At 64.6% G+C, this 15,971-nt stretch carries 21 protein-coding genes and 3 tRNA genes; 20 read left to right on the plus strand and 4 right to left on the minus strand.

Features of this window, described 5'->3' with window-relative positions; all coding sequences use genetic code 11:
* The first annotated feature begins 40 nt into the window (after positions 1-40).
* On the plus strand, positions 41-769 hold the full coding sequence (locus HELO_RS16415) for a metal ABC transporter ATP-binding protein (RefSeq protein WP_013333767.1): 729 nt from the start codon (positions 41-43) through the stop codon (positions 767-769).
* The gene (locus HELO_RS16420; protein WP_013333768.1) at positions 766-1,581 is read left to right on the plus strand and encodes a metal ABC transporter permease; all 816 of its coding nucleotides are present in this window, start codon (positions 766-768) and stop codon (positions 1,579-1,581) included. Before HELO_RS16415 ends, HELO_RS16420 begins: the two co-directional genes overlap by 4 nt.
* Before the next feature lie 163 nt (positions 1,582-1,744).
* Here HELO_RS16420 and hisF read toward each other — a convergent pair whose 3' ends face one another.
* The 4 genes from hisF to hisB all read right to left on the minus strand — a co-directional run bounded on the left by hisF (position 1,745) and on the right by hisB (position 4,627).
* Positions 1,745-2,518: an imidazole glycerol phosphate synthase subunit HisF gene (gene hisF, locus HELO_RS16425; RefSeq protein WP_013333769.1), complete on the minus strand. Its 774-nt coding sequence runs from the start codon at positions 2,516-2,518 to the stop codon at positions 1,745-1,747.
* Positions 2,519-2,521: 3 nt separating this feature from the next.
* Entirely contained in the window at positions 2,522-3,274 is a 753-nt protein-coding gene (gene hisA / locus HELO_RS16430) for a 1-(5-phosphoribosyl)-5-[(5-phosphoribosylamino)methylideneamino]imidazole-4-carboxamide isomerase (RefSeq protein ID WP_013333770.1), read from the minus strand.
* 35 nt (positions 3,275-3,309) lie between these two features.
* Positions 3,310-3,951: an imidazole glycerol phosphate synthase subunit HisH gene (gene hisH / locus HELO_RS16435; protein ID WP_041602211.1), complete on the minus strand. Its 642-nt coding sequence runs from the start codon at positions 3,949-3,951 to the stop codon at positions 3,310-3,312.
* An 82-nt stretch (positions 3,952-4,033) separates the two neighbouring features.
* On the minus strand, positions 4,034-4,627 hold the full coding sequence (hisB, locus tag HELO_RS16440) for an imidazoleglycerol-phosphate dehydratase HisB (protein ID WP_013333772.1): 594 nt from the start codon (positions 4,625-4,627) through the stop codon (positions 4,034-4,036).
* 177 nt (positions 4,628-4,804) lie between these two features.
* Here hisB and HELO_RS16445 point away from each other — a divergent pair, with 177 nt between their 5' ends.
* The 18 genes from HELO_RS16445 to HELO_RS16530 all read left to right on the plus strand — a co-directional run bounded on the left by HELO_RS16445 (position 4,805) and on the right by HELO_RS16530 (position 15,948).
* Positions 4,805-5,260, plus strand: a complete 456-nt coding sequence (locus HELO_RS16445; RefSeq protein WP_013333773.1) for an acetyl-CoA sensor PanZ family protein — start codon at positions 4,805-4,807, stop codon at positions 5,258-5,260.
* The gene (locus tag HELO_RS16450) at positions 5,257-7,581 is read left to right on the plus strand and encodes an AsmA family protein (RefSeq protein ID WP_013333774.1); all 2,325 of its coding nucleotides are present in this window, start codon (positions 5,257-5,259) and stop codon (positions 7,579-7,581) included. The genes HELO_RS16445 and HELO_RS16450 overlap by 4 nt, the downstream gene beginning before the upstream one ends.
* Before the next feature lie 67 nt (positions 7,582-7,648).
* On the plus strand, positions 7,649-8,770 hold the full coding sequence (gene mutY / locus HELO_RS16455; protein ID WP_013333775.1) for an A/G-specific adenine glycosylase: 1,122 nt from the start codon (positions 7,649-7,651) through the stop codon (positions 8,768-8,770).
* Positions 8,767-9,039 (plus strand): oxidative damage protection protein, encoded by a 273-nt coding sequence (locus HELO_RS16460; protein WP_013333776.1) that lies wholly within the window; start codon positions 8,767-8,769, stop codon positions 9,037-9,039. The genes mutY and HELO_RS16460 overlap by 4 nt, the downstream gene beginning before the upstream one ends.
* Positions 9,040-9,129: 90 nt before the next feature.
* Positions 9,130-9,205 (plus strand) — tRNA-Phe (locus HELO_RS16465).
* Positions 9,206-9,211: 6 nt separating this feature from the next.
* Positions 9,212-9,286, plus strand: a tRNA-Gln gene (locus tag HELO_RS16470).
* A 46-nt stretch (positions 9,287-9,332) separates the two neighbouring features.
* Positions 9,333-9,408, plus strand: a tRNA-Thr gene (locus HELO_RS16475).
* Between the two features lie 110 nt (positions 9,409-9,518).
* Positions 9,519-10,382 (plus strand): ParA family protein, encoded by an 864-nt coding sequence (locus tag HELO_RS16480; RefSeq protein WP_013333777.1) that lies wholly within the window; start codon positions 9,519-9,521, stop codon positions 10,380-10,382.
* Positions 10,372-11,775 (plus strand): replicative DNA helicase, encoded by a 1,404-nt coding sequence (dnaB, locus tag HELO_RS16485; RefSeq protein WP_013333778.1) that lies wholly within the window; start codon positions 10,372-10,374, stop codon positions 11,773-11,775. Before HELO_RS16480 ends, dnaB begins: the two co-directional genes overlap by 11 nt.
* Positions 11,772-12,209, plus strand: a complete 438-nt coding sequence (locus tag HELO_RS16490; RefSeq protein ID WP_013333779.1) for a hypothetical protein — start codon at positions 11,772-11,774, stop codon at positions 12,207-12,209. The genes dnaB and HELO_RS16490 overlap by 4 nt, the downstream gene beginning before the upstream one ends.
* On the plus strand, positions 12,206-12,604 hold the full coding sequence (locus HELO_RS16495) for a DUF7673 family protein (RefSeq protein WP_013333780.1): 399 nt from the start codon (positions 12,206-12,208) through the stop codon (positions 12,602-12,604). The genes HELO_RS16490 and HELO_RS16495 overlap by 4 nt, the downstream gene beginning before the upstream one ends.
* The gene (locus HELO_RS16500) at positions 12,601-12,945 is read left to right on the plus strand and encodes a hypothetical protein (protein WP_013333781.1); all 345 of its coding nucleotides are present in this window, start codon (positions 12,601-12,603) and stop codon (positions 12,943-12,945) included. Before HELO_RS16495 ends, HELO_RS16500 begins: the two co-directional genes overlap by 4 nt.
* The gene (locus tag HELO_RS16505) at positions 12,942-13,709 is read left to right on the plus strand and encodes a hypothetical protein (RefSeq protein WP_013333782.1); all 768 of its coding nucleotides are present in this window, start codon (positions 12,942-12,944) and stop codon (positions 13,707-13,709) included. Before HELO_RS16500 ends, HELO_RS16505 begins: the two co-directional genes overlap by 4 nt.
* Positions 13,709-13,918, plus strand: a complete 210-nt coding sequence (locus tag HELO_RS16510; protein WP_013333783.1) for a hypothetical protein — start codon at positions 13,709-13,711, stop codon at positions 13,916-13,918. Before HELO_RS16505 ends, HELO_RS16510 begins: the two co-directional genes overlap by 1 nt.
* Positions 13,911-14,141 carry a type II toxin-antitoxin system HicA family toxin gene (locus tag HELO_RS16515; RefSeq protein WP_041602212.1) on the plus strand — a complete coding sequence of 77 codons (231 nt, stop codon included), beginning with the start codon at positions 13,911-13,913 and terminating at the stop codon, positions 14,139-14,141. Before HELO_RS16510 ends, HELO_RS16515 begins: the two co-directional genes overlap by 8 nt.
* Positions 14,131-14,832 carry a conjugal transfer nickase/helicase domain-containing protein gene (locus HELO_RS16520; RefSeq protein ID WP_013333784.1) on the plus strand — a complete coding sequence of 234 codons (702 nt, stop codon included), beginning with the start codon at positions 14,131-14,133 and terminating at the stop codon, positions 14,830-14,832. Before HELO_RS16515 ends, HELO_RS16520 begins: the two co-directional genes overlap by 11 nt.
* The gene (locus HELO_RS16525) at positions 14,829-15,533 is read left to right on the plus strand and encodes a DUF2786 domain-containing protein (RefSeq protein WP_013333785.1); all 705 of its coding nucleotides are present in this window, start codon (positions 14,829-14,831) and stop codon (positions 15,531-15,533) included. Before HELO_RS16520 ends, HELO_RS16525 begins: the two co-directional genes overlap by 4 nt.
* The gene (locus tag HELO_RS16530) at positions 15,526-15,948 is read left to right on the plus strand and encodes a hypothetical protein (protein WP_013333786.1); all 423 of its coding nucleotides are present in this window, start codon (positions 15,526-15,528) and stop codon (positions 15,946-15,948) included. Before HELO_RS16525 ends, HELO_RS16530 begins: the two co-directional genes overlap by 8 nt.
* Positions 15,949-15,971 lie beyond the last annotated feature (23 nt).

Here is a 15,971-nt window from a genome sequence, read left to right on the forward strand (position 1 = left end):
CCGCATCGCATTATCCCGGCTGGTTGCCGGAAGAGGTTCCATGACACTGCTGAGCATCGAACATCTGGATGTCGACATCGATGGCCGCGCCATCCTCGACAACATCCATCTCGCTATCGAACGCGGCGAGATCGTCACCATCGTCGGCCCCAACGGCTCGGGCAAGACCACGCTTTTGAAAGCCATTATCGGCTCGCTGACACCGGCATGGGGCAAGCTACATCGTGCCCCCGGCCTGGTGATGGGGTATGTGCCGCAGCGCCTTCACCTCGACCCGACGCTGCCGATGACAGTGACCCGGTTCATGGGACTACCCCGGCGGCACGCCCCCGAGCGGATCGAACAGGCCCTGGAGAGGGCCGGCGCTGCAGGGCTGGGCAGGCTCCAGATGAGTTCACTGTCGGGCGGCCAGTTCCAGCGCATCCTGTTGGCCCGCGCCTTGCTCGAGTCTCCCGACCTGTTGATTCTCGACGAGGCGACCCAAGGGCTCGATCAGCGCGGCGTCGCCGACTTCTACCGGCAACTGGAGTCGGTGCGACGCGAACTCGACTGCGGCATTCTGATGGTCAGTCACGAGCTGCATGTGGTGATGCGGGCCTCGGATCGCGTCGTCTGCCTGAACAAGTCCATCTGCTGCGAAGGCACGCCGCAGCGCGTGGCCACCTCACCGGCCTACCAGGCCATGTTCGGGCATGACATCCAGGATGCCTTCGCCCTGTACCGGCATGACCACGCCCATCGGCAGGAAACGGCGGAGCTGGCCTCATGATATTCGACGACTTCCTGGTCCGTGCCGCCCTGGCCGGCATCGGCGTCGCCCTGGCCGCAGCCCCTCTCGGCTGCTTCGTGGTGTGGCGGCGCATGGCCTATTTCGGCGATGCCACTGCCCACGCCGCCGTTCTCGGCGTCGCCCTCTCGCTGGTCCTGTCGACCTCGATCCTTGCCGGCGTGCTGGCCACCTCACTGATCATGGCAACGATCGTCTCGACGCTCAGCGGCCGGGGCTATGCCATGGATACCCTGCTGGGCGTCATGGCACATTCGGCGCTGGCCCTCGGCCTGGTGGCGGTGTCCTTCGTCTCCGGGGTGCGGATCGACCTGATGGCCTACCTGTTCGGCGACATCCTCGCCGTCGGCAAGGCCGACCTGGCCGTCATCTGGGCCGGAGCGGCCCTCGTCCTGGGGCTGATGGGGTGGCGCTGGCCGAATCTGTTGACCGCCACGCTCAATACCGACCTCGCCTACGCCAGCGGCATCGACCCGAAACGCGAACAGCTTATCCTGACCCTGTCGCTCGCCGTGGTCGTGGCCGTGGCCTTGAAAGTCGTGGGGGTGCTGTTGATTGCCGCCTTGCTGATCATTCCGGCGGCCACGGCGCGTCCTTTCAGCCGCACGCCGGAGACCATGGCACTGCTGGCCGCCGCCTTCGGAGCGAGCGCCACCACCGGCGGGCTGCAGGCCGCATTCTGGCTGGACACACCGACCGGCCCGACCATCGTCAGCCTGGCGGCGATGCTGTTCGCCCTTTCCAGTCTGGCCGGACGCCTGAAGACCCGCATCATGAAGACGGTGGGGCAGTAAGTGGTCCTTCAGTGCTCTAAGGAAATGCTGAATAAATAGCCGAGCATAGTGAAGCGCAAGGCGCCCGGAGCACAGAAAGCGAGACATAACAATAGGTTAGGCGAGCTTTCGAGCACCGCGTAACGCAGCGATTTGCATGCACAGGCATTTATACAGTGTTTCCCTAAAGGCGCATCTCGATACCCCGCTCGGCCATATACCGCTTGGCCTCGGGAATGCTGTATTCCCCGAAGTGGAAGATGCTGGCGGCCAGTACCGCATCGGCTCCGCCGTCCTTGACGCCTTCCACCAGGTGGTCGAGGTTGCCGACGCCGCCGGAGGCGATAACCGGCACGCTGACCGCATCGCTGATCGCTCGGGTCACGCCGAGGTCGAAGCCCTGCTTGGTGCCGTCGCGGTCCATGCTGGTCAGCAGCAGCTCGCCGGCCCCCAGTTCCACCATCTTCTGTGCCCACTCCACGGCGTCCAGGCCAGTGGACCGGCGGCCGCCATGGGTGAAGATCTCCCAACGCGGCGTCTCGTTGTCGCCGGAGACCCGCTTGGCGTCGATGGCGACCACGATGCACTGGCTGCCGAAGCGTTCCGCGGCTTCATGGACGAACTCGGGATTGTGCACGGCGGCGGTGTTGATCGAGACCTTGTCGGCGCCGGCATTGAGCATGGTGCGGATATCGTCGCAGGTGCGAATGCCGCCCCCCACGGTCAAGGGAATGAACACCTCGCCGGCGATGCGCTCGACCATTTCCACCGTGGTGTCGCGATCCTCGTGACTGGCCGTGATGTCGAGAAAGGTGATCTCGTCGGCCCCTTGATGGTTATAGCGCTGGGCGACCTCCACCGGATCACCGGCATCGCGGATGCCGACGAAGTTGACGCCCTTGACCACGCGCCCCGCGTCGACGTCCAGGCAGGGAATGATGCGCTTGGCGAGTCCCATGATTCAGCTCCCGGTTCGTTGGCGGGTGAGTTCATCGCACAGCCGCTGGCCCTCGGCCACATCCAGGCTGCCTTCGTAGATGGCGCGACCAGTGATGGCACCGAGAATCCCCGGCTCCCCGGCCTCGACCAGCGAGCGCAGATCGTCGAGGTTGGTGACACCGCCCGAGGCGATCACCGGCAGGCCGCCCTGGCGGGCCAGCTCGGCGGTGGCCTCGACATTGACGCCGCCCATCATTCCGTCACGGGCAATATCGGTATAAACGATAGCCGAAACCCCATCATCGGCGAAGCGCTTGGCGAGTTCCGTGGCCTTGATGGTGGACACCTCGGCCCAGCCATCGGTGGCCACGAAACCGTCGCGAGCATCGAGACCGACGATCACATGATCCGGAAAGGCACGACACATCTCGGTGACGAAGTCGGGTTCCTTGACCGCCTTGGTGCCGATGATCACCTGGGAGACGCCAGCATCCAGGTAGTGCTCGATGGTCGACGCACTACGAATGCCGCCGCCGATCTGGATCGGCAGCTCCGGGTAGGCCCGGGCGATGGCGGTGACCGCCTCGCCGTTGATCGGCCTTCCCTCGAAGGCACCATTGAGATCGACCAGATGCAGACGGCGCGCTCCGGCCTCGACCCAGCGAGCGGCCATGGCCACCGGATCGTCGCCGTAGGTGGTGGCGTCGTCCATGCGCCCCTGCTTGAGACGGACGCACTTGCCATCCTTGAGATCGATGGCGGGAATTACCAGCATGTCAAATCCTCCAGGGCACGGGCCCGGTGCGCCATTCAGGGCGTCCAGTGAACGAAGTTTTCCAGCAGCCTGAGACCGGCCCGAGAGCTCTTCTCCGGATGGAACTGCACGGCGAAGGTGGCATCGCGGCCGGTTGCCACATGGGCCGAGACCCGGCCGTAATCGGTGGCACCGAACAGGGTGGCGTCGTCTTCGACCTCGACATAATAGCTGTGCACGAAGTAGAAGTGCTCGTCCTGGTCGATGCCCTGCCACAACGGGTGGTCCTGATGCTGATGCACCAGGTTCCAGCCCATGTGCGGCACCTTGCACCGATTGCCGCTCTCGTCGCGCATGTCGGCGGGGAAGCGCCGCACCTGGCCGGGCATGAAGCCCAGGCAATCGATGCCGCCGTTCTCCTCGCTGCGCTCGTGAAGCATCTGCTGACCGACGCAGATACCCAGCAACGGCTTGGCCTGGCTGGCCAGCAGCTCCTCCACCAGGCCACGCAATTCGGTGCGCTCCAGCTCGCCCACGCAGTCGCGAATGGCGCCCTGGCCCGGCAGCACCAGCCGCGTGGCGCCATTGATGCGTCGCGCATCACGGGTCACCACGACATTTTCGTGGGTCACGTGCTCCAATGCCTTGGCGACGGAATGCAGGTTGCCCATTCCGTAGTCGATGACGGCAATGGTCATGGGGTGCTCCTCATGTCGGTCGGCGGATTCAGGAAACACGGCTCCTGCGCCCTGCACTGCACGGCGCGGCCCGGTGCTTCCTTCACAGGCTGCCCTTGGTGGACGGCATCCGGCCGGCCATGCGCGGGTCCTCGGCAGCGGCCATGCGCAGGGCGCGGCCGAAGGCCTTGAAGATGGTCTCCGCCTGGTGGTGGGCATTGAAGCCCTTCAGGTTGTCGATATGCAGGGTGACCCGGGCGTGATTGACGAACCCCTGGAAGAACTCCCAGAACAGTTGGGTGTCCATCTGACCCAGGACGGCACGGGTGAACTCGACATCCATGAACAGGCCCGGACGCCCGGAAAAGTCCACCACGACCCGGGACAACGCCTCGTCGAGCGGCACATAGGCATGGCCATAGCGGTAGATGCCACGCTTGTCGCCAATCGCCTGATCGAAGGCCTGCCCCAGGGTGATGCCGAGATCCTCGACCGTATGGTGAGCGTCGATGTGCAGATCGCCCACCGCCTTGATGTCGAGGTCGATGAGCCCGTGGCGCGCCACCTGATCGAGCATGTGATCGAGGAAGGGCACACCGGTCTCGCAGGTCAACCGCCCCTCGCCGTCGAGGTTCACGGTGACCGTGATCTGGGTTTCCTTGGTGTCGCGGGTGACCGTGGCGGTACGCTCGGACATGTTGAATCTCCAGCGCCATGGCGCTTGTCGTAAGAAGACCGGCCGCTTGGACCAGAAGGCGCCGATGGCAGGCCGCCGACGCAGAATCGCCATTATAGTGAAACGCCACCCCCATCCGCTACAATGCCAACCATTCAGCGATGGCGGTATTCGCCACCCTAGACGGGAGAATCATGCATGCCGGTCACGCTTCAGCGAGTCGACCAGGCGACCTGGGAAGCGGATGCCCAGGTCCGCACCGATCTGCTTCGCATCTACGCCGATGCCCCCGCCGAGCGCCTGTCGCAGGAACCCGAGACGTTCGTCCGCGCGCACCTGTCGGCAACGGCGCACTTCTTCTGCTGCGCGCACTTCAACGACCGACTGCTGGGTGCCGTGGCGGTTCGCCCCGATGCCGAGGCCTGGTGGCTTTCCCACCTGTGTGTGCGCAAGGCCACGCGACGTCGTGGCGTCGGCACGCGCCTGCTGACATTGACGGGCAAGGCCGCGCATCACGATGGCCACCGCCTGCGCATGCTAAGCTCGCAGCTTTCCATGGCTGACCAGATGCTGCTGCAGCGGCTCGGTTATCGCCTGACCCAGGCGGGTGACTATTTCGAACTCGACCTACCGCCCAAAGGAGCCGGGCAATGAAGCGAATCCTGCGTACCTTGCTGGCCACCATCGGCATTCTCGGGCTGGTGGCGGTCGGCGCCGTGGTCTTCGTCACCACCTTCTTCGACCCCGAGGACCTCAAGCCGCGCCTCGTCGAGGTAGTGCGCGAGCACAGCGGGCTGGAGCTGGAACTGGATGGCCCGCTCAGTTGGTCCTTCTATCCCCGGCTGGGGGTCGCCGTGGAGACCGCCGAGGCACGCCTGCCGACCCAGTCTCCCGATGACCGCCCCTTCGCGGCCTTCGATCACGCCGAAGTCAGCCTCGCCTTCGCCCCCCTACTGCGCGGGGAGATCGCCATCGATGGCCTGACCATCGAGGGATTGCTGCTTAACCTGGCGCGGGATGAGTCGGGCCGCGGCAACTGGGAGACACTGATCGAGCAGCTTGAAAGCCGCGGCGAGGCAGCCGAGTCCGTGCTCGCCCCGGCCAGCGCCGGCCCCAACCCCGACGCGACGGTGGACGAGAGCGGGCTCTCGGTGGCGCTCAATATCGCCAGCGTCCAGGTCCACCAGGGCCAGGTCAACTACCGCGACGCCCAGGCAGAACGGCACGTGACCCTGGAGCAGCTCAACATCTCCGGCCGCAACGTCAATCCCGACCGCCCCTTCCCGCTCAATGCCAGCCTGCGCGTGCTCCTGGACAACGACCTCGACACCGAGGCCGCGACCCTGGTCAGCGACCTCATCCTCAAGACACAGGTCGACCTGGGCCTGGCCGAAGGACGACACGTTCTCAGCAAGCTGTCCCTGCAGACCGACTCCCGGCTCGGCGATTCCCAGGACCAGCAGAAGATCAACCTCGACGCTGCCGAGGCGATACTCGATCTCGGCAAGCAGCAGCTGACGGTGACCGATGGTCAGCTCGATACCAGCCTGTTGCATCCGCGACTGGGCGAGAAGCGCCTGCCCCTGGCGATGGGCTTTCAACTGGATGCCGACCTGCAGGCCCAGACCGCCCAGCTTCGCGAACTGCACCTGACGGGCCCTGACGGCCTGGCATTGACGGGCAACCTCAACCTCGACGAACTGTTCACGGCACCGACCTATCGCGGTCAAGTGCAACTGGAGCCGTTGTCGCTGCGCCCCTGGCTGACGCGACTCGACGCCATGCCGGCCACTGCCAGCGATACGGCGCTGAGCAAAGCCAGCCTGACCAGCCCGGTCGAGGGGGATCTGCAATCCATCACCCTGGACGGCCTGACACTGGGCCTGGACGGAAGCACCTTCAGCGGCCGCCTGGGGGGCCGGTTCGACGGTTCGAGCCTGAGCGCCGACCTGCAAGGCGACACCCTCGACCTGGACGCCTACCTGCCGCCCGACGCTCCCTCCTCGGAGACCAGCGCCAGCCTTTCTCTTCTCGACCGGGCCTATGCCGAACAGCCTCCGGCGATGTTGCCCGCCAGCTGGCTGGCCGATCTGGACCTCGACGCACGTCTCGAGCTCGGCGAGCTCCACTTCCTGAAGCAGAGCTTCCAGAACGTCGCCCTCGCGCTGGAAGGCCAGAAAGGCCGCCACCGCCTGACGCGCTTCGAGGCAAACTTCCATGACGGCCAACTCTCGGCCACCGGCTCGCTCGATGCCCGGGAAACCCCGCTGCGCTGGCAGCTTTCACCGAGCGTCACCGCGGTACGCCTCGGCGACCTGCTGGAATCCCTCGGCGACGAGCCGGCTCCCTTGAAGGGCCTGCTGGAAGGCAGCGGCGAACTCGAGAGCCGGGGCAACAGCCTGACCGAGCTCCAGCGCGCCCTGAACGGCCATCTCGAAACCCGGCTCACCGAGGGGAGCTTGACCGGAACCAATGTGTCACGACAACTGTGCACCACGGCGGCTCGTCTCGAGGGCAAGAGCACCAGCCGCGACTGGCAGGAAGGCACCAACCTCCAGAACGCCGAAGCCAGCTTCCAGATCCGCGATGGCATGGTCGAGAGCGACGATCTTGCCGTCTCGATTCCGGGCATCGCCATGAACGGCAAGGGCCAGCTCGACCTGGCCAGCGAGCGCTTCGATCTCAAGGCCGACGCCCGTTTCACCGATACCGTGGACACGGCATGCGAGGTCAACCCGCGCCTCAAGAAGGTGACGTTCCCCGTTCACTGTGAAGGACTGCTGAGCGGAGACAGCGGCGAATGGTGCCGTTTCGATCGTCAGGCGCTGCAGGCCTCGCTCGGCGAGTTGCTGCGCAAGGAAGCCTCCCAGCGCGCCGGCGAGGAAATCGACAAGCACCTCGAGGACGCCATGGACAAGCTGGAAGAAAAAGTCGGCGGTGAACTTCGTGGCACCCTCGAGAGTCTATTGAAATGAGCAGCAAGTAAGCCAGTCACTGCGCCGGTCCTCGTGATCGGCGCTTTTTTGCGTGTCGAGCCCTTTCATGACCGACAATCCCCCCGTCATTCTGCCCCCCGAGACCTTCCAGCGCCGCCTGCTGGACTGGTTCGATGTACACGGACGTCACGACCTGCCCTGGCAACAGGACCGGACGCCCTATCGGGTCTGGGTCTCGGAGATCATGCTTCAGCAGACCCAGGTCACCACAGTGATCCCCTACTTCGAACGCTTCATGGAACGCTTTCCCGACGTCGAAGCCCTGGCTGCCGCCGATCAGGACGAGGTTCTCCACCTGTGGACCGGCCTTGGCTACTACGCCCGGGGGCGCAACCTGCACAAGGCCGCCCGGGTCGTGATGGAAGAGCACGACGGCGCCTTCCCCGTGCACAGCCTCGAAGCCATGGCCGAATTGCCCGGCATCGGCCGCTCCACCGCCGGAGCGATCATCGCCCAGAGCACTGGGCGCCGTGCGGTGATCCTCGACGGCAACGTCAAGCGCGTGCTGACCCGGCTGCATGCCGTGGAGGGCTGGCCGGGCCGCCCCGCCGTGGAGCGCCGCCTGTGGTCCCTGGCCGAGCGCTACACACCCGATGAACGTGTGATCGACTTCACCCAGGCGATGATGGACCTGGGTGCGACCCTGTGCCGACGTGGCCGCCCGGAGTGCGGGCGCTGCCCCTTCGAGACCGACTGCCTGGCTCACGAGCGAGGCGAGGAGCGGCGCTTCCCCGAGTCCAAACCGAAGAAGGCACTGCCCACCCGGCAGACCCTCATGCTGCTGCTGCAGGATGACCAGGGCCGAGTGCTGCTCGAGCAACGCCCGCCCAGCGGGCTCTGGGGCGGCCTCTGGAGTCTACCGCAATTCGAGGATCCCGAGGCCCTGCTGGCCTGGCTGGATCAGCACGCACCCGGTGCCGAGCTCGATGGCAAGTGGTCTACCTTCACTCATACCTTCAGCCACTTCCGGCTGGAGATCACCCCACAGCCGGCCAGGGTGGCACACCTCGACGCGGTCGGGGAAAGCCGGCTCTGGTTCGACCCCGCCGATCCTGCCAACATCGGACTCGCTGCACCGGTGAAGGGCTTGCTGGAGTCGCTGCGACCCTTCACCCTGTCCGCCCCCGCGGGCCACGCAACTGCATCAACCAAGGAGCCGTCCCGATGACCCAGACCGTCTTCTGCCGCAAGTATCAGGAAGAGCTGGAAGCCCTCCCCTTCCCTCCGCTGCCCGGCGAGAAGGGCCGCGAGATCCAGGCCAACGTATCCAAGCGCGCCTGGGAAGAGTGGCAAGCCCTGCAGACCCGCCTGATCAACGAGAAGCACCTCAACATGCTCGACCCCACGGACCGGGCCTATCTGATGGAGCAACTGGAGCGCTTCCTGAACAACGAGGAAACCGACCAGGCGGAAGGCTACGTGCCTCCCGAGCGCTGAAACGCCTCAAGGTGCTGTATACGCCATCTTTTTGAAAAGAAACGGTTGACGCAAAAAGGGCTTTAGGGTTTAATACGCACCGTTGGCGCGGGCCAGATAGCTCAGTCGGTAGAGCAGGGGATTGAAAATCCCCGTGTCGGCGGTTCGATTCCGTCTCTGGCCACCACAATGCTGGGGTATCGCCAAGTGGTAAGGCACTGGTTTTTGGTATCAGCATGCGCAGGTTCGAATCCTGCTACCCCAGCCACGCCAACCTATTTCTCGTTCTGCTTTAATCGCGTAGATCGTTTCGAGCCGACATAGCTCAGTTGGTAGAGCAACTGACTTGTAATCAGTAGGTCCCGGGTTCGACTCCTGGTGTCGGCACCATCTACGGCTTGAAAGCAGCGTGACACGCTCAAGCCATGTGGTTTTTCCTATAAGGGAATTGGGTTTATAAGCGCAACCCCGTTCGTCCTCAACGAACACGGGGTTTTCGCATGCGCGTCATATCCATCATCTCTTCCAAGGGCGGCGTCGGCAAGACGACCACGACCGCTAACCTCGGCGGCTTGCTGGCCGCAGCCGGCTTCCGCACCCTGCTGATCGACCTCGATACCCAGCCCACGCTGAGCAGCTACTACCCGCTGGCTCACGACGCCCCGGGCGGGATCTACGAGTTGATCGCCCTCAACATCACCGAGCCCGAACAGATCATCTCCTCGACCACGATCGAGGGGCTGGACCTGATCACCTCCAACGACAGCCTCGGCCAGCTCCCCCAACTCCTGCATGGGGCCCCGGATGGCCGTTTCCGGCTTCACCACCTGCTCGGCCAGCTACCCGACTACGACGTCATCCTGATCGACACCCAGGGCGCCCGCTCCATTGTGCTCGAGGCGGCCGTGGTGGCTTCCGACCACGCGTTGTCCCCGATCACCAGTGAGCTGCTCTCCGCCCGCGAGTTCATCCGCGGCACGGTAGGGTTGCTGGACGACCTGGAGCCGTTGACGCGCTACACCGCGTTGGACCTGCCACGCATCTCCCTGATGCTCAATCGGCTCGACTATACTCGTGACGCGCAGAACGTCGCCAATACCCTGCGTGACCTCTACGACGATCCCGACGGCCGCGTCACCATCCTCGATAGCGCCCTGCGTAACCTGACGGCTTTCCGTCAGGCCAGTGCGGTCGGCCAACCGATCCATCGCTTCGAACCCCGCAAACCCTATCGGGACCGCGTCGCCCCGGCCGGCGCCGATCAGATCATCGACGTCGCCTGCGAACTCAATCCGGCATGGGCGCCGGCACTGACAGGACTTCAGGCCACCTTGCAGGCACAAGGAGGCCGTCATGCCCACTGAAGCCCCTATCGCACAGGATGTCGTGCCCCAGATCGGCTACCAGTTGCCGCACAGCCTCGAGGCCGAGCAGTCCGTGATCGGTGGCCTCATGCTCGACAACCGCGCCTGGGACGACATCGCCGATCGTCTCGATGGCGGCATGTTCTATCGGCCTGAACACCGCCACATCTTCGAGGCAATGCGCGACCTCATCGCCCAGGAGGCACCGATCGATGTCGTGACGCTGTCGGAGGCGCTCGAGCAACACAATCGTCTGGAGACGATCGGCGGCCTGAACTATCTCGCCGAGATTGCCCGACACACGCCGAGTGCCGCCAATATCACCGCCTACGCTGATATCGTCCGGGATCGCTACCAGTTGCGGCAACTGTCGCAGACGGCGGTGGCGCTCAACCGGCAGGCGCTCGATGCACAGGGACGTAGCGCAACCTCGATCATCGAGGCCGCCGAACAACAACTGTTCGAGCTCGTCGATGACCGCCGGCAAGCCCAGGGCTCTGTCAGGGAAATCCTGGAGGAAGTGATCGACCGCATCGACATCGCGTCCCAGTCGGACGGCGGCATCACCGGCGTGCCAACAGGCTTCACCGACGTCGACCGGATGACCACCGGTCTGCAGCCCGCCGACCTGGTGATCCTCGCCGGGCGCCCTTCCATGGGCAAGAGCGCCCTGGGCATGGGCATCACCGAGAACGTCCTGGCGTCGACGGCCACCCAGGCACAAGGCCCGGTGATCGTCTTCTCGCTGGAAATGCCCCGCGAGGACCTCATGCTCCGCCTGCTGGCCAGTATCGGCCGACTCCCCCTGCAGGCCTTGCGATCCGGCCAGCTCGAGGACGACCAATGGCCGACTCTGGCCGCGGCAGTCGCCAAGGCGAGGGACTTCGAGAACCGTCTGTTCATCGATGATGAAGGCGGACTCCATGCCTCGACCCTGAAGACCCGCGCACGGCGTATTGCCCGTAAGCACGGTCGTCCCGCACTGATTCTGGTGGACTACCTGCAGATGCTCACCGAGCCAAGTGCCGGTGGTGAGAACCGCAACCTAGAGATCAGTGCCATCAGCCGGATCCTGAAAGCCACCGCCAAGGAGCTGAGCTGTCCCCTCATTGCCCTTTCCCAGCTCAACCGCCAGTTGGAAAACCGCCCGAACAAGAGACCGACCATGGCCGACCTCCGGGACTCGGGCTCGCTCGAGCAAGATGCCGATCTCATCGGCTTCGTCTACCGCGACGAGGTTTACCACCCCGACAATCCCGAGAACCACGGCCTGGCCGAGCTCATCCTGGGCAAACAGCGCAACGGGCCAACCGGCACCGTCCATCTTGCATGGCTCGATGAACAGACCCGGTTCGAGAACCTCGAGTGGAAACACCGGGAGGTGCTGTCATGAGCCATCTGCACGAAACCACCCACATCATCGGGCATGACGAGAACGCCACCCGGCTCATCCAGACGGCGTCCGGCCCCGTTGAGGTGAAAGCCTTCGGTGAACTGTCCGCCGAGATCACATCCGGGCCAGCCAGCCTGATCGGTCGCACCATCACGGCGTTTGCCTGGCTCGAGACGCACGGTGACAACCGCCAGATCAACATCACCGAGGCCACCACGGGACGACGACTGGAGGTTGTTCCGATGGTCGTGACCGAAGGCAGCGAGCTCCCGCTGACCGAGGCCGTGTTCGCCGACATGGTGCCTTTCCTGATGGAGGGCTGTCGGGACGCCGCTTTCGCCCGGTTCCGGGAGGCCGATGATGAACGCCTGGTCACCCTGTTCAACATCCTGGATCAAATGCCGCCCCTGCAGACGGCAGGAGGTGGTGCATGAGCACGGAATCTCGTATGCCCGCGGTAACGCAGCGGCTCAACGAGCGCAGCCGCCAGGCCCTGGAAACGCACTTCGCCGAGGAAACCTACGTCGAGGAGCGTCTGGCCGACCTCCATGAATCCGGCCAATCGGCTCTGGAGAACCTCGTCCAAGTCGCCAACCGCGACACCGGACAGAGCCGACACTGCCGTCGAATTCTGCTCGCCATCTACAACGGTGACGAATGGCCGCTTGAGCTTCACCGCCTGCGCTGCCTGGACCGAGACCTGCAGCGGGCGGCCCTCACGGTCATCGAGTGGTCCGCTTACGCCAGTCACGAATTGCACGAGTTCCTGGACGACGGCGACCGCGTGATGCAGCGCTTCTGGAAAACAGAGCAGGGTGGTGCCTCATGAACCCGATCACACCGGACTATCTCCGCGATATGGCCCGCATCCAGCAAGCGCGCTCTTGCGGGTCTCAACCCCTGGAGGAAACTCCAGCATGGCGGGCCGCTGAGCGCATCGAGGAGCTCGAGCAAGAGAACCGTAAACTGCACATGCAGTATGCCGGTGCAATGGGCTTGATCTCGGAAATGTCCGGGCACCTGGCGCTCAGCCATCCCGAGTACCGGGAACCGCTGCGCGACCAGATCATTCAGGCCGCAGAGGACTGGTGCCAGCTCAGTGGATGGTCCGGCCGCATGGTCGGAAACAAGCTGATCCTGGATCCGCCGAAGCAAGGAGGTGCCGCATGACAACGCAGCCCCTCCACGATAGGGATTCGGACCGCCGCATCATCCATCACCTGGAGACGCAGGTTTCCCGACTGTTCTCGGCCGAGGCCGCGTTGCATCGATTGATCGACGTGTTGGGCATCACAACTGAGCCCGATGCTGATGGCCGTTACGACCTCGCCGCTCTGCGTGCCCAGGCTCAAGACGCCATCGTGGAACGATCCGTCGAACAGGCCCTCAACGTCTCGCCGTCACCGGCTATTCTGACCGCATCCGGCTGGCCGATGTCCCTGACGTTCCCCACGTGGCGCTGTATCGATGATCGCGACATTGCCCAGGCGCTGTCACGCATCTGCCGATTCGGCGGCCACTCTCGCCAGTTCTATTCCGTCGCACAGCATTGTGTGCACGTCAGCGAGATCGTTCCCCGCGAGGACGCCCTGGCCGCCTTGCTGCACGACGCCACCGAAGCCTACATCGGCGATCTGGTTTCGCCGCTGAAATCAATGCTGCCGGCTTACAAAGCCATCGAGCAACGCCTCTGGTCCGCCATTGCCCAGCGATTCAGCGTGGACCCGGTGCTGCCGGCCAGCGTCAAGTCCGCCGACCTGCAGCTGCTCGCAACAGAGCGGCGCGACCTGCTGCCGGACTCACCCATGGAATGGCCCTGCCTCGAGGGTGTCGAGCCACTCGAAGAGCCCATTGAACCCTGGTCCCCGGACATCGCCGCCCTCGCCTGGGGGCTGCGGCTCGACGAGCTCCTGGCCGAGCGGGAGGTGGCGTGATGAACGAACAGACAATGAAACAAGAGCTCACCGAGTTGGAATCCCGCCTGGCCGAGCTGCGCGCGAAATACCAGCAACTGGAGCGCGACGTCCAGGCCTTGCAGGCCCGCAAACGATTATTGATCCACGCCCTGGAGGGCCAGCTGGATCTGTTCCGGGACCACGTCCACCACAGCGAGCTGCTGCTCGAGGAGGTCCGCCATGGCTAACCAGTTCGGGAAGGGCATCGAACGCGTCGTGCAGTATGCCCGCGACCACGGCTGGCACATCCAACGCACCCGTGGCGGGCATCTGCGAATGACCCGGCCGGGCCTGCCGCCGGTGTTTACCAGTGCCACACCAAGCGATGTTCGCTCGCAGCGTAATGCCATCGCGCGCCTTCGACGGGCGGAACGCCTCGCGTATCAGGCTGGAGGGGCCTATGTACACTGAACGTCGAGATCCAGAACAACCCCTCGACCAACTGGCGGCCCCGTCGATTGAACAGGCGAAGCGCGATGGTATCGTCGCTGCGTTTGAACACCTCTCGGGGCAATATGCGCATCTGCTGCAAAGCGACGATGTCCGCCAGGGTGTGTTCCGACTCCTGGAAAAGCCGTCGCGCAATGGGTGGATGGCCAATCTCCGCCGAGTCAGTGAATTCCTGGCGATTGCCTCGGCCATCGAGCATGGCCGTCAGGCACCGGACAGGCGTTCACGCGTCGCGGCCGTCGACGATGTCCCCGGGGATGCCGCGCCGAGCCCCCGGTCGATCGGCGACGTCTTTCTCCACTGGCTGCAGCGGGGGCTTCAGGACGGGCGGTTGAACACCAATACGCGGGGTGCCCTCGTCCATGGTGTTGAAGGCACCTGGCTGTTGGTGAGCCCGGGCATCTTCCGGCGGTTCTGTCTCGAGCACGATGACCTGGTCAGTGACTGGCGAGATGTCCAACAGCGCTTCCAGAAGCTGGGCCTCCACCGGGTTCATGAGGATGGGACCAACATCCACCAGGCTTCACTGGTAGGCGCCCCCGGCCGTCCGGTCCGCAAGATCAAGGGCTACCTGCTCAAAGAGCCGGCGGCACTCCACCTCCCCCAGCGCAACAATACCGTGCTGTCCCTGACGGCAGGAGGTGCCTCATGATCCCTGATCGCATCATGCGCAAGATCGAGCGTTGCCTCGCACTGTCGCAAAGCGCTAATGCCCATGAAGCGGGCATCGCGCTGCGTCAGGCTCAGCAGCTGATGCAACGCTATGGACTGAGCGAACAGGACATCACCCTGGCATCGGTGACCGATCACACAGCCACCGCGCAGGCGGGTAAGACGCCGCCTCGCTATCTCAATTCGCTCGCCACCCTGGTCAATAGCGCTTTTGGTACCCAGGCGGTCTATTTGGCCACGCCGCAGCTCAGCGGCACTCAGGTGCGCTGGATCGGCCAGTGGCAGTTCCTGGGCACCGATGGGGCCAGCCAGGTAGCCGCCTACGCCTATGAGGTGCTGCAACGCCAGTTGATCCGCGATCGCCAGGCCTACCAGTCGGGCCTCAACCGGCGCATCAAGCGTGCCACGCGCATCCGCCGAGGCGATGCCTTCGCCGAAGCCTGGGTCGCCGGTGCAAGGGAATCCATCGTGCCGGTCGAACTTTCCCCGGCGGCGACCGAGGCCCTCGAGGCCTATGCCCAGCGGCAACACGGCGAGCTCAGCTCTCTGTCACCACGTCAGCGCGGCCAACTTCGTCACCACGATTACCAGGCAGTCCACCAGGGCTACGACGCGGGCCGGCAGGTCCGGCTGCACGACGCCATCCAGACACCGGAACGGGAGGCCCTCGGTCATGGGTGACATTGTCGATTTTCCCATCACGCGCACGCATGGCTGCCAGGAGTGCTATCTGGGTCTCGACCAGGAGGTCGCCCAGGCCGACCTGCAGCTGCTGTGCCCGATGCAGCACCTGATGCGAGGGGCGTTGGCCCACTCCGATCTCGCCCCCTGGCACGACCTGCTGGCCGACACCGCACTGCTGCTACGCGCCGCCTGTGGGCGACTGGAGAGCGCCGCGGAATCCCGTCGGCTGGCCGAACTGGAGATGCAGGCATTGACCGACCTCGATGCCCTGACCGTGGTCCTCGACAACCTGTATTGCCTGCATCGCCAGTGGCCCGTGAACCGGGAGGACGCTGTCCGTCGCCCGCTGCGTGAACTGACCCTCAACCTTGAGCGCCTGTTGTCCGCCGGCGCCGAGGCCGAACTGGATTGACCCTCCGCCACACGGATGGAGAG

The sequence above is a fragment of the Halomonas elongata DSM 2581 genome, from assembly GCF_000196875.2.
GTDB lineage: Bacteria > Pseudomonadota > Gammaproteobacteria > Pseudomonadales > Halomonadaceae > Halomonas > Halomonas elongata.

Coding starts and splice junctions, on each gene's coding strand:
- HELO_RS16415 (WP_013333767.1), top strand. CDS start 41: ATGACACTGCTGAGCATCGAACATCTGGATGTCGACATCGATGGCCGC.
- HELO_RS16420 (WP_013333768.1), top strand. CDS start 766: ATGATATTCGACGACTTCCTGGTCCGTGCCGCCCTGGCCGGCATCGGC.
- hisF (WP_013333769.1), bottom strand. CDS start 2,518: ATGGGACTCGCCAAGCGCATCATTCCCTGCCTGGACGTCGACGCGGGG.
- hisA (WP_013333770.1), bottom strand. CDS start 3,274: ATGCTGGTAATTCCCGCCATCGATCTCAAGGATGGCAAGTGCGTCCGT.
- hisH (WP_041602211.1), bottom strand. CDS start 3,951: ATGACCATTGCCGTCATCGACTACGGAATGGGCAACCTGCATTCCGTC.
- hisB (WP_013333772.1), bottom strand. CDS start 4,627: ATGTCCGAGCGTACCGCCACGGTCACCCGCGACACCAAGGAAACCCAG.
- HELO_RS16445 (WP_013333773.1), top strand. CDS start 4,805: ATGCCGGTCACGCTTCAGCGAGTCGACCAGGCGACCTGGGAAGCGGAT.
- HELO_RS16450 (WP_013333774.1), top strand. CDS start 5,257: ATGAAGCGAATCCTGCGTACCTTGCTGGCCACCATCGGCATTCTCGGG.
- mutY (WP_013333775.1), top strand. CDS start 7,649: ATGACCGACAATCCCCCCGTCATTCTGCCCCCCGAGACCTTCCAGCGC.
- HELO_RS16460 (WP_013333776.1), top strand. CDS start 8,767: ATGACCCAGACCGTCTTCTGCCGCAAGTATCAGGAAGAGCTGGAAGCC.
- HELO_RS16480 (WP_013333777.1), top strand. CDS start 9,519: ATGCGCGTCATATCCATCATCTCTTCCAAGGGCGGCGTCGGCAAGACG.
- dnaB (WP_013333778.1), top strand. CDS start 10,372: ATGCCCACTGAAGCCCCTATCGCACAGGATGTCGTGCCCCAGATCGGC.
- HELO_RS16490 (WP_013333779.1), top strand. CDS start 11,772: ATGAGCCATCTGCACGAAACCACCCACATCATCGGGCATGACGAGAAC.
- HELO_RS16495 (WP_013333780.1), top strand. CDS start 12,206: ATGAGCACGGAATCTCGTATGCCCGCGGTAACGCAGCGGCTCAACGAG.
- HELO_RS16500 (WP_013333781.1), top strand. CDS start 12,601: ATGAACCCGATCACACCGGACTATCTCCGCGATATGGCCCGCATCCAG.
- HELO_RS16505 (WP_013333782.1), top strand. CDS start 12,942: ATGACAACGCAGCCCCTCCACGATAGGGATTCGGACCGCCGCATCATC.
- HELO_RS16510 (WP_013333783.1), top strand. CDS start 13,709: ATGAACGAACAGACAATGAAACAAGAGCTCACCGAGTTGGAATCCCGC.
- HELO_RS16515 (WP_041602212.1), top strand. CDS start 13,911: ATGGCTAACCAGTTCGGGAAGGGCATCGAACGCGTCGTGCAGTATGCC.
- HELO_RS16520 (WP_013333784.1), top strand. CDS start 14,131: ATGTACACTGAACGTCGAGATCCAGAACAACCCCTCGACCAACTGGCG.
- HELO_RS16525 (WP_013333785.1), top strand. CDS start 14,829: ATGATCCCTGATCGCATCATGCGCAAGATCGAGCGTTGCCTCGCACTG.
- HELO_RS16530 (WP_013333786.1), top strand. CDS start 15,526: ATGGGTGACATTGTCGATTTTCCCATCACGCGCACGCATGGCTGCCAG.